General features: G+C 50.6%; 10 protein-coding genes and 1 pseudogene. 4 read left to right on the forward strand and 7 right to left on the reverse strand.

Annotation, left to right across the window (positions count from 1 at the left end):
- Both H6F80_RS17165 and H6F80_RS17170 read right to left on the reverse strand, forming a co-directional pair.
- On the reverse strand, positions 1-955 hold a 955-nt coding region (locus H6F80_RS17165), incomplete at its 3' end, for a CBS domain-containing protein (protein ID WP_347277891.1).
- Positions 956-1,231: 276 nt separating this feature from the next.
- The gene (locus H6F80_RS17170; RefSeq protein ID WP_190792744.1) at positions 1,232-3,757 is read right to left on the reverse strand and encodes an MHYT domain-containing protein; all 2,526 of its coding nucleotides are present in this window, start codon (positions 3,755-3,757) and stop codon (positions 1,232-1,234) included.
- A 793-nt stretch (positions 3,758-4,550) separates the two neighbouring features.
- On the opposite strand from H6F80_RS17170, the gene H6F80_RS17175 reads away from it, so the two are divergent.
- The gene (locus tag H6F80_RS17175) at positions 4,551-8,765 is read left to right on the forward strand and encodes a hybrid sensor histidine kinase/response regulator (RefSeq protein WP_190792745.1); all 4,215 of its coding nucleotides are present in this window, start codon (positions 4,551-4,553) and stop codon (positions 8,763-8,765) included.
- Between the two features lie 15 nt (positions 8,766-8,780).
- Positions 8,781-9,470, forward strand: a complete 690-nt coding sequence (locus H6F80_RS17180) for a PD-(D/E)XK nuclease family protein (protein WP_190792753.1) — start codon at positions 8,781-8,783, stop codon at positions 9,468-9,470.
- On the opposite strand, the gene H6F80_RS17185 is transcribed toward H6F80_RS17180, so the two are convergent.
- The 4 genes from H6F80_RS17185 to apcA all read right to left on the reverse strand — a co-directional run bounded on the left by H6F80_RS17185 (position 9,467) and on the right by apcA (position 12,200).
- A complete protein-coding gene (locus tag H6F80_RS17185) occupies positions 9,467-9,940 on the reverse strand; it encodes a hydrogenase maturation protease (protein WP_190792746.1) in 474 nt (157 codons plus the stop codon). The two genes, H6F80_RS17180 and H6F80_RS17185, sit on opposite strands and share 4 nt — an antisense overlap.
- 737 nt (positions 9,941-10,677) lie before the next feature.
- Positions 10,678-10,881 carry a phycobilisome linker polypeptide gene (locus H6F80_RS17190; RefSeq protein WP_190792747.1) on the reverse strand — a complete coding sequence of 68 codons (204 nt, stop codon included), beginning with the start codon at positions 10,879-10,881 and terminating at the stop codon, positions 10,678-10,680.
- A 246-nt stretch (positions 10,882-11,127) separates the two neighbouring features.
- Entirely contained in the window at positions 11,128-11,613 is a 486-nt protein-coding gene (apcB, locus tag H6F80_RS17195; RefSeq protein WP_190792748.1) for an allophycocyanin subunit beta, read from the reverse strand.
- A gap of 101 nt (positions 11,614-11,714) precedes the next feature.
- Positions 11,715-12,200 (reverse strand): allophycocyanin subunit alpha, encoded by a 486-nt coding sequence (gene apcA, locus H6F80_RS17200; RefSeq protein ID WP_190792749.1) that lies wholly within the window; start codon positions 12,198-12,200, stop codon positions 11,715-11,717.
- Positions 12,201-12,627: 427 nt separating this feature from the next.
- On the opposite strand from apcA, the gene hpsE reads away from it, so the two are divergent.
- A complete protein-coding gene (gene hpsE / locus H6F80_RS17205; protein ID WP_190792750.1) occupies positions 12,628-13,581 on the forward strand; it encodes a hormogonium polysaccharide biosynthesis glycosyltransferase HpsE in 954 nt (317 codons plus the stop codon).
- A gap of 24 nt (positions 13,582-13,605) precedes the next feature.
- Positions 13,606-14,622: a glycosyltransferase family 2 protein gene (locus tag H6F80_RS17210; RefSeq protein ID WP_190792751.1), complete on the forward strand. Its 1,017-nt coding sequence runs from the start codon at positions 13,606-13,608 to the stop codon at positions 14,620-14,622.
- Positions 14,623-14,755: 133 nt separating this feature from the next.
- Here the strand turns inward: H6F80_RS17210 and H6F80_RS17215 are convergent.
- Positions 14,756-15,176, reverse strand: a pseudogene (locus tag H6F80_RS17215) (UbiD family decarboxylase domain-containing protein); the annotation flags it as partial.

The following is a 15,176-nucleotide window of genomic DNA, read 5'->3' on the forward strand; positions in this document are numbered from 1 at the left end:
CCCGATCGTTGATCAGCCAGATATCCCCCAAAACCTGACGGTCATCGAAAATCGGGCACACCAAAATCGCTCGCCGTCCGCGAATCGGGTTAGGCTGCAAATTGCAAAACTGAAGGCTCTGCCCTTGCAGAAGCTGGTCATAGAATTCGGGATAGTTGGCAAGCCGTGCCGTACGACCGCGAAACGGAATTACCGGAGGGTTGTACTCATAAAGAATCGTGGAAGTGCCCTGCTCTAGGTCATACAGCGCGATGTTGCAGGAGTTAATGCCTAAGCCTGCGCCCAGTTCTTCTACCGCCGTCTGGAGAATCCGCGCTTCGTCGAGCGAACTGCGAATGTGATCGACAATTCGCCGCAAAATTGCCTCAAACTCAATCACAAGGCGCAGTTGTCCAGTGTTGTGCTGAATTTCCACTTCCTGTTCTGCGTACAGCCGCATACAGGTATCTCTCACATCGCTCATTGTGAGCACCCGGCTGACCCGCCCAACAGCGTCTAGAACAGGTAAATGGCTCAACTGATGCTGTTGAAACATCAGAAAAACCTGCGATAGATCCTCTGCCTCGGCTTCGCTCAGGGTTAGGGCGGGCTGCACGATCGATCGAATCGGCAGTGCCGTCAGATCACAGGACGACAAATTGCCCGACGCCGCAATTTCCTGCACGATCGCTTGCTGCGTCAGCAGTCCCAGCGTTTCGATCGCGGTCGATTGGCTCAAAGCAGATTCTTCAGAACAGAGCAAATCCGCAGACTGCTCGAAGTTATCAACGACTAAAACATAGTCCGTTTTAGCTTGCTGCATCACTTCAATGGCATCTGCGATCGAAGCAGTCAAAGAAACATAAGGAAAACACTTCTCAACTGCCCCCCGATTTCTAACTTCACCAGAAGGCATTTGCCCCATTTCTTCTACGATAGGAGAAACCAATGCTGTGAGGTCGGGTATTTCCGCCATTCTAAACGATGCAAAAATTTCCTGAACAAGTTTATCGCTCTGACCCAAGTTTGTCGGTTTGCGTCGTTCGCTTTCCTGCTTTTAAATTCTCTAGAGCGCAGAAATCTTTGCATTACTCAACACTTACAGAATTTAAAGAGTGAAATGGCAAACCTTAAAGTTAACTGACGGAAGTTAGCCAGCAAATTTAGCTAGACCTTAAAATGTCCTATTGCCCGGTATCGCTATCCTGTTGCCCGGTACAAATTGATAATCATCATTCGGATTAATATCGGATTAATAAATTAACGCCCGTCCCGCTACCTCTGCCACAGCTTTAACTAGATCAGCCGGATCGATCGGCTTAGCAAGGTGCCGCTGGAAGCCTGCCTGTAGAGCTTGCTGATAATCTTCATGTCCTGCATAGGCAGTCAGAGCGATCGCTGGAGTTTGTCCACCTGCCGATGCCGCCAGACCTCGCACCTGCCGAATCAAAGCATAACCATTTTCCTCGGGCATTCCAATGTCGCTGATCACAATATGAGGCTTAAAGTGGGGCAACGCTTGCAGTGCTGCCGCAGCAGAAGCAACGGTTTCAACAATCGCGCCGTCCTGCTCTAGAATTGCCCTCAGCAGTTCTCTGGCATCTGGCTCATCGTCCACAACCAGCACCCGCAAATCTTCCAGCACCGACAATTGACTAGATGAATTCTGAACAGGACTCGATCGATCGCCCTGCTCCAGTTCAGAAGGAGACAGGTTCACACTGCTAATTGGCAGATTGACCTTAAAAGTAGATCCTCTGCCTTCCCCATCACTCTCAACGCTGACCGCGCCGCCGTGGAGTTCCACCAAATGCCGCACGATCGCCAGACCCAGCCCTAAACCACCAAAGGTGCGTGTCGTTGAGCCATCCGCCTGCCGAAAGCGATCGAATACATAAGGCAGGAAGTCGGGGTGGATGCCTTTTCCGGTGTCGGTGACGGTAAGTTGGGCGTAGGGGGTGGACGAGGAAAGGGATGAAGGAACGGATGAGGGAATGGGGATGTGAGGGGATAAGGGGGAAGGGAGTGAAGAGGTAGAAGAGGAATGCTCGGCAGTCGTTGTGCTCCCTTGACTGCTCTCCATCTCTCCATCGCTTTCCCCAACATGCTCTAGCTTCACTTCAACTCTGCCCCCATTGGGCGTGAATTTGATGGCATTGGCGAGCAGGTTCCAGACGATTTGCTGAAGGCGATCGGCATCGCCCAGGATGGGTCCGGCAGTAGGGTCGAGCATGGACTCTAGCTGGATTTGTTTGGCGGTTGCGGCAGGGCGCACTGCATCGAGAGCAGACTGGATCACTGAAACTAACTCGACCGGATAGACGACGACTCGCAGTTTGCCTGTAATAATGCTCGATACATCCAGCACATCTTCGACCAAACGGCTCAGAGCGCGGGTGTTGCGATCGATCGTTTCCAGGGCGCGGCTGGCGGTGGCTTCGTCGAGCTTGCGGGTTTGCAAAAGCTGAACCCAGCCCATCATCGCGTTGAGAGGAGTTCGCAGTTCGTGGGACAGGGTTGCGAGAAACTCATCTTTGAGGCGGTTTGCCACCTCAGCGGAACCTCGTGCCAGCATCTCGCTTGCAAGCAACTGTTCTCGTTCGGCTTCGACGCGCAGGCGGATTTTTTCAAGGTGCTTCGCAGCAGTAATATCGCGGCAGGTCATCACAATTCCCTGAACAGCAGGTTCGTTGAGCAAACTATTGGCAAGCACTTCAAAATCGCGCCAGGAACCATCTTTGTGCTGCAAGCGAAGCTGTGTTCGCTGAATGGTTTGCGCTTTGGCGATCGTCCCAGCGGGAGAACTGCTTTGCATCGCCTGTTGGAGCAGATGAATTGCTTTGCCCACATCGTCGGGATGCACGAGTTCAAATGCTTTTTTGCCGATCCAGTTTTGCGGCGAATCGTCTAGAATTTGCTCGATCGAGGAACTTACGTCAGTCACTTGCAGGTCTGCCCCGATCACCGCAATGATGTCAGAGGCGTTTTGCACGAGCGATCGAAATCGGGCTTCGCTTTCGTGCAGTGCCTCGGCTCTGGCAAGCTCAACACTAAGGCGGCGCGTCATAAATGCAGCCGTTAGTGCCAGGATGAGAATCACCAGCGCAGCTAACCCGATCAGCCCTGCCAGCCACAAATTTTCCAGTTTTTCTTCAGATTGAAAGACCGCAGTAGGCATTGGCTGAAAGTGAACGGCAGCCATTGCAGCATAGTGCATTCCATAAATCGCGCTGCCTAACCCGATCGCCCCAATCAGCTTTCGCAGCGTTCCGCCCAGGTTAATTGCACTTCGCAGCTTAAATGACAGCAGCAGAGCCACAAACGATGCTCCAATAGCGATCAGCATCGACAGCAGCACCCATCGCCAGTCATAGCGCGGAATTGCTGCCAGCCGCAAAGCTCCCATGCCTGTGTAGTGCATGGATGCAATACCCGTTCCCAAGATTAGGCTGCCAACTGCAAGCTGTTTCCAATCGAGTTTAGGCTGACTGGCGATCGACAGCACCACGCCCGAAGCCACGACTGCCACCACCAGCGAAAATAAAACGATCGGCACGTCATAGGTCATTGGCAGCGGCAGGCGATACGCCAGCATCCCGATGAAGTGCATTGCCCAGATGCCAACGCCTAGTGCGACTGCGCCACCCACCAGCCAGAGTTTTCGAGCAACCCCCGCCGACGCATTGACTCGTCCAGTCAGATCGAGCGCAGTATAACCTGCAACAATCGCCAACAGGATCGAAAAAATGACCAGAATTGGGTTGTAGGATGCAGTCACCGTGAACTGCCCTCTCAGCTACACTAATTCTTTTTTAGCGAAAATTTAATCAAATGTGCTCTATATTACGAATGAAATACTGCATTCCTGGCCATTAGCCTGACCATTAGACAGATCCGATCGCTGGTTCTAAATAAAGAGCAAACGAATGCTGACGTAGAAACATTTATCACCACAGACTGAGGCACGATTGAGCAGTCGGGCAGAGGTGCAGCAGCAGGGTAATCCCACAAAATAACAGCATTCTGGAAATCACTTTACGGCTATGCTAATTACTTTTCCTTTAATAACTGCCTTAATAACGACTTCCATGACTATGGCTCTGATGACCATAGCGATCGCAATTCCAGTTTTGTCTCTGTTCGTTTACAACCGCATTCTGTTGGGTTAGTCCTTCTATCTCCCTGCTTGTATTTCACTACTTATATTTCACTGTAGTATGGGTTGCGCGAGTAACACTTTGGGTTAGTTAGGTTTAAGCGAGCAAGTTTGAGCAAGTAACGGTTGCTAAAAAACGATCGCTTAAAAAATTGCTTCGACTTCGGCTTCTCATTTCCACCAAACCAGCATTATTTGTTCAACATCAGATTTATCCAGCATCAGGAGAGCTACTTATGTTTACCGTCATGGCTTTAACTGTTTGGCTTGTTTTCTTTACCGTGCTGCCTCGCTAAGATCGATCGCTAAACTGCATCGCTAAACTGCTCTGTCTACAGGCTGACTTAAATTCACAGTAAACTCTTCTAGCGAAGAATCATCTATAAAAAGAGATAAGTCTTCTGGCTCGCCTTTCATGTGGAAACTTGCTCAGCAATTTCAGTTCTTTGGCAGTCTGGTTCTACCTTCTGCTGCGGTTACGTGGCTTTGCGATCGGTATTCACCCTTTGCCTTTGATCCGGTCTTTGAACGTACTTTGACTGCCTTCATTGATGAATTCTGGAATCCTGGTTCCCCGCCTTCTCATCAGATCACTTCACATTTGACGGTGGCGTGTGTGGGAATGCTGTTGAGCGATCGATTTCGCTGGCTGAAGCCCTGCTACACCAATCAGAACAACATTAATCAGAACAGCACCTATCAAAACACGCTAGAGCAGGGTAATCCAGACCAGGATGATCTGAGCCAGGAAGATCTGAGCCAAAGCAATTCAGCCCAGAATCGGCAGTCCGATCGTCAAAGCCAGCTCCAGAAAAAGATTTGGTACAGTCAAGTCAATCTCGACCAGGATCAAAATCGGGGAAGAAACCAGGAAACCGAGCCGCTAGAGCAGCTTCCACTGGAACAGTTCTTTGAACTGACGACTGATGGATTCATCATTATCGATCGCAACTGGCGATATACCTACATTAATGCCAGGGCAGAACAGCTTCTAGGCAAACCGCGCCAGCAGCTTCTGGGACAGAGTGTTTGGGAGATTTTTCCAGAACTACGGAGAACCAAAGCATACCGTGCTGCCCTGCGCGTCATCGCATCGCAAAAACCTGCCCAATACGAGGAATATTATCCCTCGCTCGATCGCTGGTTCTCGGTTCATATTTATCCTAGTTCAACAGGGATTGCAGCCTACTTCCTGGATATGACTGCCGCAAAAAAACTTGAAGCGGGCCGTCAGGAATATGAGCAGCAGCTTCATTTTCAGCTTCAGCTTTTGTCGCAGGTGAATGATGCTATTGTTGCCGTGGATCGGCAAGAGCAAATCACTTATTGGAATGGAGGTGCGGCAAAACTGTATGGCTTGCCCGCCGAGGCAGTTGTCGGACGATCGCTGGCTGAGGTCGTGCAGTACGAGTGGCTTCATCCGGGCGATCGGCAGCGTGCGGCTCAAACATTGATCACCCAGGGGTACTGGCGCGGCGAGATCTTGCACTTTAATGCAAAGGGTGATCGGCTCTTTGTCGAATCCTCGGTCACCGTTCTCAAAGACAGCGATGGCAATGCGAGCGGCATGATTGGCGTGATGCGGGACATTACCATGGCAAAGCACCGCGAAGCAGAACGCAAGCAGATTCAGGCACAGCTTCAGGAAAGCCAGTCTCAGTTAAACGCGGTGCTGAAGTCGGTGCAAGATGTACTGTGGTCACGCGATATTGAGACGCGAGCGCTGCTTTATACCACTCCCTCCGTCGAGCAACTCTGTGGTTTGCCGATGCAGGATTTTTTGCAGCAGTCTGATCTGTGGCTAAGCTGCGTTCACCCAGACGATCGCTCGCGCCTGATTGAACTCGATCAGGCACTGTATCAGCAGCAATCGATCGATCAGTTTGACATAGAATATCGGCTATGCCGCCTTGATGGGCAGGTTCGCTGGGTTCGCGATCGGGGCTATGTGGTGAGAAACGAGCAGGGACAGCCCGATCGCATTAATGGCATCACGACTGATATTACGGTTAGCAAAGAGGCAGCCGCCGCCCTGCGTCAGAGCGAAGAACGACTGCGGCTGGCAGTCAACAGTTTGCCAGATGTATTTGTGGTTTACGATGCAGAGCGGCGATTTGAGTATGTCAACGAGACCGGACTGCGCCGAGCCGATCTGACGCTGGCAGAGATGCTCGGTAAACGCGATGAAGATCTCTGGTCAGAAGAAGTGACGCAAGCCTATTTACCTACGCTGCTCAAAACGGTTGAAACCCGACAGATGCAGTCGATCGAGTGCAGTTTCACGCTGCCCCAGACCGACCCCTTCACCATGATTATTAAATACGTGCCGATGCTGGATGAACAGGGCGAAATCCAGCAGATTCTTGCCTTCACGTTTGACATTACCGATCGCGTCCGGGTTGAAGCAGAACGAGATCGAGCAGCCGCAGAAATCAATCGGCTGAACCAGGAACTCGAACAGCATGTGCAGTCGCGAACGGCTCAGCTTCAAACTGCTCAGGCAGAACTCGAATCGCTCAACGACGATCTGGAGCGGCGAGTCATTCAGCGCACGATCGAGCTAGAACTTACCAATCGCTTGCTAGAACAGGAAGTTGCCGATCGCAAACTGTCAGAAGCCCGCTATCGATCGCTGGCTCTGGCCTCGGCAGAAGCCGTCTGGACGACCGAAGCCCATGGAGAAGTCGAAATGGCGCAGCCCTCCTGGGAACGCCTGACGGGACAAAGCTTTCCAAATTATCTGGGCGCAGGCTGGCTGGTAATGATTCATCCCGAGGATCGATCGCGAGTCAGGATACAGTGGACCGAGGCAGTGGCAACCCGCAGCACCTTTGAAAGTGAACATCGGGTGAGAATTGCAGACGGGAGCTACCGCTATTTTTCGGTTCGAGCAGTGCCCGTATTCGATGAGTCCGGCAATCTGCTGGAGTGGGTCGGCGTGCATACCGATATCAGCGAAGCGAAGCAGGCAGAACAAGCCCTCCGCACCAGCGAACAGCGATTTCGTCGCCTTGCCGAATCCAATATTTTTGGGGTCGCGTTTGGCAACTTTTCCGGCAATATTGTGGATGCCAACGATTATTTCCTGAAAATGACGGGCTATGAGCGATCGGATCTGAAAGCCGGACGAATTCGCTGGCTCGATATGACCCCCGCCGAATACCTACCGCTTGATATGGCCGCCGGACAAGAACTGCGGCAGCGCGGCGTTAGCACTCCCTTTGAAAAAGAATACATTTGCAAAGACGGCTCCCGCGTTCCGGTTTTGATTGGCTCTGCGTTTATGAATGAGCCGTATGACGAACAAACCGAGATTGTTTCCTTTTACGTCGATCTAACTGCCCGTAAACGCGCCGAAGCCGAACGCGAAAAGCTGCTCGCCCAGGAACAGGCTGCCCGACAGCAAGCCGAAACCGCCAACCGGATCAAAGACGAATTCCTCGCCGTGCTGTCCCACGAACTGCGATCGCCCCTCAACCCGATTCTCGGTTGGACTAGACTACTGCGAACCCGCGCTTTTGATGCCGTCACCACCGACCGCGCCCTGGAAACGATCGAACGCAACGCCAAACTGCAAACCCAGCTGATCGAAGACCTGCTCGATGTCTCCCGAATTCTGCGCGGCAAGATGAGTCTGCAAATGACTCCCATCGATCTAGTCAATGTGGTTGAGGCGGCGATCGAAACCGTGCAGCTTGCTGCCGAAGCAAAAGCAATTCAAATCGAATTCGCCCCATTACCTGCCCTCTACCAGATTACGGGCGACGCAGCCCGCCTTCAGCAAATCGCCTGGAACCTGCTCTCCAACGCTGTCAAATTCACACCTAATGGGGGCAGAGTTGAAGTGAAGCTAGAGCGCATTGCGGGGAGCGATGGGGAGATGGGAAGTGGCCAAGCGGGTAAAACTGCCGAGCATTCCTCCTCTCCCTTTTCACCCCCTACCCCCTACGCCCAACTCACTGTTACCGACACCGGAAAAGGTATCCACCCCGACTTCCTGCCCCATGTGTTTGACTACTTTCGGCAGGCAGACAGCTCGATCACGCGCACCTTTGGCGGCTTAGGGCTGGGTCTAGCAATCGTGCGGCATCTGGTGGAACTCCATGGCGGCACGGTCAGCGTTGAGAGTGCTGGAGAAGGGCAGGGCACAACGTTTACTGTTTGTTTACCGCTGATTCAGTCCGATGCGCTGGTGCTGGCAGAACCCGCCCCGCCGCCGATGATTGCCAATGCTGAGCCGCTCAAAGGCATTTGTGTGCTTGCTGTAGATGACGAAGCCGATATGCGCGAATACGTCAGCACCTTGCTGCAAGAAGCAGGGGCAACCGTCATACTAGCTAGCTCTGCCAAAGAAACGCTGACGATTCTGCTCAAGACGGTTCCCGATGTTCTAATCAGCGATATTGGAATGCCTCGGATCGATGGCTATACGTTGCTGAAACAAATCCGTCAGTTGTCTCCGAAGCAGGGTGGACAGGTTCCGGCGATCGCCCTTACTGCCTATGCTGCCGAATACGACTACCAGCAGGCAATGGCGGCAGGCTTTCAGCTCCATTTGTCTAAACCGATCGATCCTGATCATCTGCTGCAGGCAATCCGTCGGTTGCTTGATATGAAGCAATTTTCCTGAGCCGTTTTCTTGAATATGCTCCCGGTTCCCCAGCTTTTACCCGTGTATTCTGCCAAGTCTGTCCGCGAGCGGGGGCAGAGCTACTTTGTAGGTGCCGAAGGAAGACGGCTCCCCAGCGTGACAACGATTTTGAACGCGACCAAGCCTCCCGAAGCTCGTCAGGCACTTATGAACTGGCGCGATCGAGTGGGGGCAGAAGAAGCCAAACGAATTTCAGGCAATGCCAGCCGACGCGGTACCCAAACTCACAAACACATTAAGCACTATTTGCTGAGTCAGGATGTTCCCCGTCCTGAAACCGTACAACCCTACTGGGACAGCCTCTCACCCGTGTTGCAGCAGGTCGATCAGGTGCGGTTGGTGGAAAGCTGCGTGTTTCACTATGATTTGGGCTACGCTGGAAAAATTGACTGCGTTGCCAGCTATTCCGGCACACCCTGCATTCTCGACTGGAAAACTGCCGATCGCCCCCGCAAAAGTCTCGATCGGCTGAACGATGCCCCCCTGCAATTGGCAGCTTACTACAGCGCATTTAACTTTTCCTATGCCGATCAGGGCATTGAGCTGGAGGCAGCAGCGATCGTGGTTGCGGTTCCTGAATCTCCGGCAGAGCTGTTCTGGCTAGAGGCAGACACGCTGAAGCAATACTGCCAGCAGTGGGAGCAGCGCGTCGCGGAGTTCAATCGGCGGTTTCGGCGCGGTTAAGCATAACTCATAACGGGCAGCGATTCCACGATCGCATCAAACACTTTCGCAGCTGCACATTTCACCACCGGACTCAGTTCTAATCCCAAATTAAGCTGATCTGCCTCAATTAAATACACGGTGATGTCTTTAGGAAAGTCTTTTCCCATCATTTTACGTCCGACTGCCAGCGCGTGATCCCAACGGAAGTTGTGCAGGCTGTGCCCCGGTTCTGGTAAGCTTTCTAGCTCTGCGCCCCGCATAGTAAAGACGGCTCCTGGCTCTGAACCCGTAGTGCAGGCATCAATAATAATTAGCGTATTGCTGCCTCTTGCCTGAACCATCACATCGGTTTCGCCCGTACCGCAGTCAAACACACCTACATCCGATCGGGGATATCGGTTAAGAAAGCTCTGTAAACGCTGAGCGACAATAACGCCCACTGCATCATCACATCGATTTAGATTACCGCAGCCAATAATAGTAAGCATAGGAAGTGAAAATTTTAGGGTGTGCAAATTGGAAGGAAAAGAATACTGCTGCCTTATCTGTAGCCCCAAAAAAGGAAACGTGGGTGAATTCAGCGTTGATACCCAGAAGAACGGAAAGCTAAAAACCGCCTCGATAAATTTCAGGTGATAAACTTCAAACAGTAAATTTCAGACGATGAATTTCAGATGATCAGTTTCAGAACACTAAGGCAATTAAGGTCACTGAAGAAATCTTGCGGAACGGATTCCCTGGGTAAACGAAAAATCTTGCTGGACAACTGGAACACTTGTCATACAGGAATCGCCTTTACCGTCTTTAGTATAACGATCGTGTTTTTGAGCAGCCCAGGCTTAATAATTTCTTACTAAATGAGTTGCTGCCGGGAAGGGTTGAGCCGTAACAGCCACTAAAGACTGAGCAGTTCCAATATCCCGAGACAAATCAGTTCGATAGGAAAACGGAAGTCGTAGAATATCGCGTTAGTCGATTTACTGTGCGATTAGGATTTATTTTGCGATTAAAGGTATTAGTAATTAGAAGTATTAGCGATTAGAAGTATTATTAGAAGCATTTAAGACGGCACATACAATAAAAAGTATAAAAATACAAAGTGGGCACTACCTCGCAAAACCGACTAAGCTAGCCTGGTTGTTGAGCGGCACTGCCCAGATTGTGCAGGTTTAATGACGACAAATGCGAAATAAACCTGATAGCTTGTTGTGAAAAATTTGAAGAATTACTTCAGACCTACATCCATGCCGGGTTTGCCAGTTGCCAATTCAACTTTGACAATCTTGCCGCCCATCTTCTGAATGCGCTGCTGTTCCTTAAACCAGTTGTCGTAGGGAACGAGCTTGGTGAAGTAGGTATTTTGCAGTTCCCGCTGAGTGCGAATTCGCGTCTGGCTGGGAACGCAAGCCGTTACTTTAAACATCCGCATCGTGTTCTCTCCTGAAAAGTCGGAAACAGTAGGTTGAATCCTAATCAAAATCTGGGAGTCCAGAATCAATCTTAGACCGTCTCAGCTCGCTCTGTGAGCCGCCCCTGACTGCCTAACACTCACTCTAGACTTCCCAGACTTCCAGGAAATTCAAGCTGTGAGTCTTTAGCCTTCAGCCCTAAATCCAAGGCACTGTTCAACTAAAACAGAACGATCGAATCTAAAGCTCAAAACCAAAGCTGAAAATTAGCTCAAGCCAGAGCAGATGTAGTCGAAGTAAACGCCCATTTCCTTACCAGCATCAGCACCCACCAGGCTAGCGGTGACTTCCTTCATTGCCTGGATTGACTGCACGGTTGCAGCGATCGGTACACCCAGCGAGTTGTAGGTTTCCTTCAGACCATTCAGCACGCGCTCATCCAGGATGGAAGGATCTCCAGCCAGCATGGCGTAGGTGGAATAGCGGAGGTAGTAGTCGAGGTCGCGGATGCAGGCAGCATAGCGACGGGTGGTGTACATGTTGCCGCCGGGACGGGTGATGTCCGAGTACAGCAGAGACTTCGCCACAGCTTCTTTCACAATTGCAGCAGCATTTGCGCTGATGGTGGTTGCTGCACGAACGCGCAGTTCACCGCTGGAGAAGTAGCTCTTCAGCTTCTCCATTGCTGAGGTATCCAGGTACTTGCCCTGAACGTCAGCTGAGTTGATTACAGAGGTAATAGCGTCTTGCATGATCTCGCTTCCTTAAAACGTAATCTTGTGGGTCAAGATAGAAAATTGAAAGAGGGATGAGTTTTCCAAACTGAAGCAAAAATAGCTCAGTGCGGGAACTCTTATTGCATTGCGCCGATAACGTAGTCGAAGTAAGAGCCAGCTTCAGTAGCATCTTCACCGGACATCATCGACAGAGCAGCATTCTTCATTGCGCGAACGCCTTCAGCTACTGCATCGATCGGAGTACCCAGAGACTTGTACATCTCGCGAACACCCACGATACCGATTTCTTCGATCGGGGTTATATCACCGGAAACGACTCCGTAGGTGACGAGGCGGAGATAGTAGTCGAGGTCGCGCAGGCAAGTTGCAGTCATTTCTTCGCCGTATGCGTTGCCACCGGGAGAAACAACGTCAGGACGCTTTTGGAAGAGCTGATCGCCAGCTTGCTTCACGATGCGCTCACGAGATTCGGTCAGAACCTGAGCAATCCGTAGGCGACGTGCACCCGAGGTAACGAAACCACGAATTTGATCCAGTTCACCAGGGCTGAGATAGCGAGCCTCAGCATCAGCATTCACGATTGACTTCGTGACAATACTCATTGATGGATTCCTCCAAAAAGCAAAATGTACCAGGAATGTTTATACTGGCGTACACCAGAAAGGTGCCTGAAATAAAGGTGTCTGATTACTAGCCCCTCAGTGGTCTATCCTCAGTCATCTTCCCGATTTATTGTCAGGCATTTAGTTCATATTCTTAGGCACGTCGCAATATTTTGTAATACATTTCCTCAGGGATGTATAACGGCAGGTGGATGAGGATAAGTTTGATTCTCTCCAGAAGCATAGAATGTTTGATTTGACAACATTTTATTTACACGATTTGCTTGATTTGTAATATTTGTCTGCAACGAGATTGGCGATCGCTGAGAAGCCGTAACAAATCGCAGAGTTCTACATAAAGTTCCGATTACCTCAAAGCCGGGAATGCTTAAGGACACCTCCACTCATCCAATCCTGCTCCTGCTTTATGGTAAATTTCACAGTCGCAATTCCGACCTACAATAGCGAACAGCGATTGCCCGAAGTGTTGCAGTGTCTTCGATTGCAAGTAGTCCCTGCAGAGTTAGTCTGGGAAGTGATCGTGGTAGATAACAACAGCCGCGATCGAACCGCTCAGGTGATTGCCGACTACCAAGCTTCTGATTTTCCCTGTCCGCTGTGGTATGTGCTTGAGCCACGTCAGGGGGCTGCCTTTGCCCGACAGCTTGCTATTCAGGAGGCACAGAGCGACCTGATTGGATTCTTGGACGACGATAACTTGCCGGATAAACACTGGGTGGCTGCTGCCTATCAGTTTGCTCAAAGCCATCCTCAGGCAGGCGCGTTTGGCAGCCAGATTCACGGTGAATTTGAAGTTGCCCCGCCGCCTAATTTCAAGCGAATTCAATCATTTCTGGCGATCGTGGAACGAGGCAATCAGGCTTATTGTTATGAACCGTCAAAGCGAATGTTGCCGCCTTCAGCCGGATTAGCCGTGCGAAAAAACGCCTGGTTACAAGCTGTACCGGGCACGACCGCTCTAGTGGGCCGCGTACAGGGTTCGATGTTAGCGGGAGAAGATACCGAAGTACTTAACTATATTCAGCGGTCGGGCTGGGAAATCTGGTACAACCCGGAGATGCAGGTGAGGCATAAAATTCCCGCTTGGCGACTCGAACAAGCCTATTTAGCAGCTTGTTTACGCGGGATTGGATTATCGCGATCGGTGATTCGCATGAGCCGCCTCAAACCGTGGCAAAAACCCTTCATGCTGTTTGCTTATTTAGGGAAAGATTTACACAAGCTCATTTCTCACTTTCTCAAATATCGCGCTCAGCTCAAAACAGATATAGTTGCTGCTTGCGAAATGGAACTGTATCTCAGCATTCTCATGAGTCCAATTTATCTCCGGGGAAATAGCGGTGCTAATAAACCAAGATAAACTCAATTGCGAGTTAGTAGAGCAATGATTAATCCTCCTTCCATTTCACCTCCGCTCATTTCAATTGTGATTCCGGCTTATAATGCTGAGGCAACAATTCAAAGAACAATTCAATCAGTCTTAATCCAGACTTACACCTATTTTGAGCTGCTCATCGTTGATGATGAATCAAAAGACGCAACGTTAGAGATTGCGAAGCGTTTTTCCGATCCTCGCATCAAAGTATTTTCCTGTGAACACGCGGGTTCGTCTGCCACTCGAAATCGTGGTATTGAGCAGGCATCTGGGGATTACATTGCACTGCTTGACGCAGATGATGTTTGGACGCCGAAGAAGTTAGAGTTGCAGCTTCATGCTTTACAAACTCACCCGGAAGCAGCAGTTGCCTATAGCTGGACTGATTATATTGACGAAGCCGATCGCTTTTATCGTAAAGGCTGCCATGCGAAACACAGCGGCAATGTTTATGCAAAACTGCTGTTAATGAACTTCATTGAAAACGGTTCCAATACGCTCATTTGTAAGCGGGCATTCTCGGAAATTGGAAACTTTGATGCATCGTTGAGCAATTCGCAAGATTGGGATATGTGGCTCCGGCTTGCTGCTCATTATTCGTTTGTTTGTGTTCCCCAAGTTCAAGTTTTATATCGCATTTCACCTGGGTCTGCGTCTACCAATGTCAAGGGAATCGAAAGAAACTGCATGCGGATTCTCGATCGCTGTTTTACAGAAGCTACTGAGTCAATTCAATCCCTCAAAAACCAGAGTTTTAGCAACTTATATTTTTATCTGGGGTTAAGAGCGGCGGAAGTGAGTCGATCGCGCCGGAGTAATCTAATTGCTCTGCGCTATTTATTTCAAGCTTTTCGATATGAGCCATCAATGCTTTGGCGACGACAGGCGTTGATCAAGATTGCGTTGACAAAAATTGTATTCAACATGGTTCTGTCCCCTTCCGTTGCGCGATCGATTCTCATCCACTCTAAAGAGCGGCGGCTCAAAAGAGACAGTTCACTTTCAGAAAATCCTGCGCTCCAGTAGACCGGGCACTGCTGAATTGCAGCATGAATTCGCTCCTCTCTAAGGAACTGCCAAAGGATCAAAGTCCCCCAGCGTTGGGGGATTTAGAAGGCGATGTAGAAACTAGAACACTGCTCCAAAATCCCTTCAGCGGTTAGCGAATGTCATAGCCAAACAGATTCGGATTCACTTCATCCAGTTTCAGATCGGCTAAGCCGTATTCCGCCCAGCGTCGATTAACCATTGCGGCAGTATCGGGGTCAGATTGAAGCGGCTCATGCCAGTAGCGATTGGTTTCCGGCGGAATTTTGGTGGTAGCATCAATGCCCATCCGTCCGCCCAGTCCTGCTTTTTCGGTGGCAAAGTCGAGGGAGTCGAAAGGGGTGTCGGGCAGGATAAACACATCACGTCCCGGATCAACCTTGGAGGCGATCGACCAGACCACCTGACGCGGGTCGCGAATATTAATGTCCTTATCCACCACGATCACAAATTTCGTGTAGTTGAACTGGGGCAGGGCACTCCAGAACGCCATTGCTGCCCGTCTTGCGTGACCGGGATATGCCTTGTCGATC

Origin of the sequence: Leptolyngbya sp. FACHB-711, assembly GCF_014695615.1 — a bacterium.
GTDB lineage: Bacteria > Cyanobacteriota > Cyanobacteriia > Elainellales > Elainellaceae > Leptolyngbya_A.

Excerpts from the sequence above, each read along its gene's own strand:
- H6F80_RS17175 (WP_190792745.1), top strand. The coding sequence starts at position 4,551 with ATGTGGAAACTTGCTCAGCAATTTCAGTTCTTTGGCAGTCTGGTTCTA.
- H6F80_RS17180 (WP_190792753.1), top strand. The coding sequence starts at position 8,781 with ATGCTCCCGGTTCCCCAGCTTTTACCCGTGTATTCTGCCAAGTCTGTC.
- H6F80_RS17185 (WP_190792746.1), bottom strand. The coding sequence starts at position 9,940 with ATGCTTACTATTATTGGCTGCGGTAATCTAAATCGATGTGATGATGCA.
- H6F80_RS17190 (WP_190792747.1), bottom strand. The coding sequence starts at position 10,881 with ATGCGGATGTTTAAAGTAACGGCTTGCGTTCCCAGCCAGACGCGAATT.
- apcB (WP_190792748.1), bottom strand. The coding sequence starts at position 11,613 with ATGCAAGACGCTATTACCTCTGTAATCAACTCAGCTGACGTTCAGGGC.
- apcA (WP_190792749.1), bottom strand. The coding sequence starts at position 12,200 with ATGAGTATTGTCACGAAGTCAATCGTGAATGCTGATGCTGAGGCTCGC.
- hpsE (WP_190792750.1), top strand. The coding sequence starts at position 12,628 with ATGGTAAATTTCACAGTCGCAATTCCGACCTACAATAGCGAACAGCGA.
- H6F80_RS17210 (WP_190792751.1), top strand. The coding sequence starts at position 13,606 with ATGATTAATCCTCCTTCCATTTCACCTCCGCTCATTTCAATTGTGATT.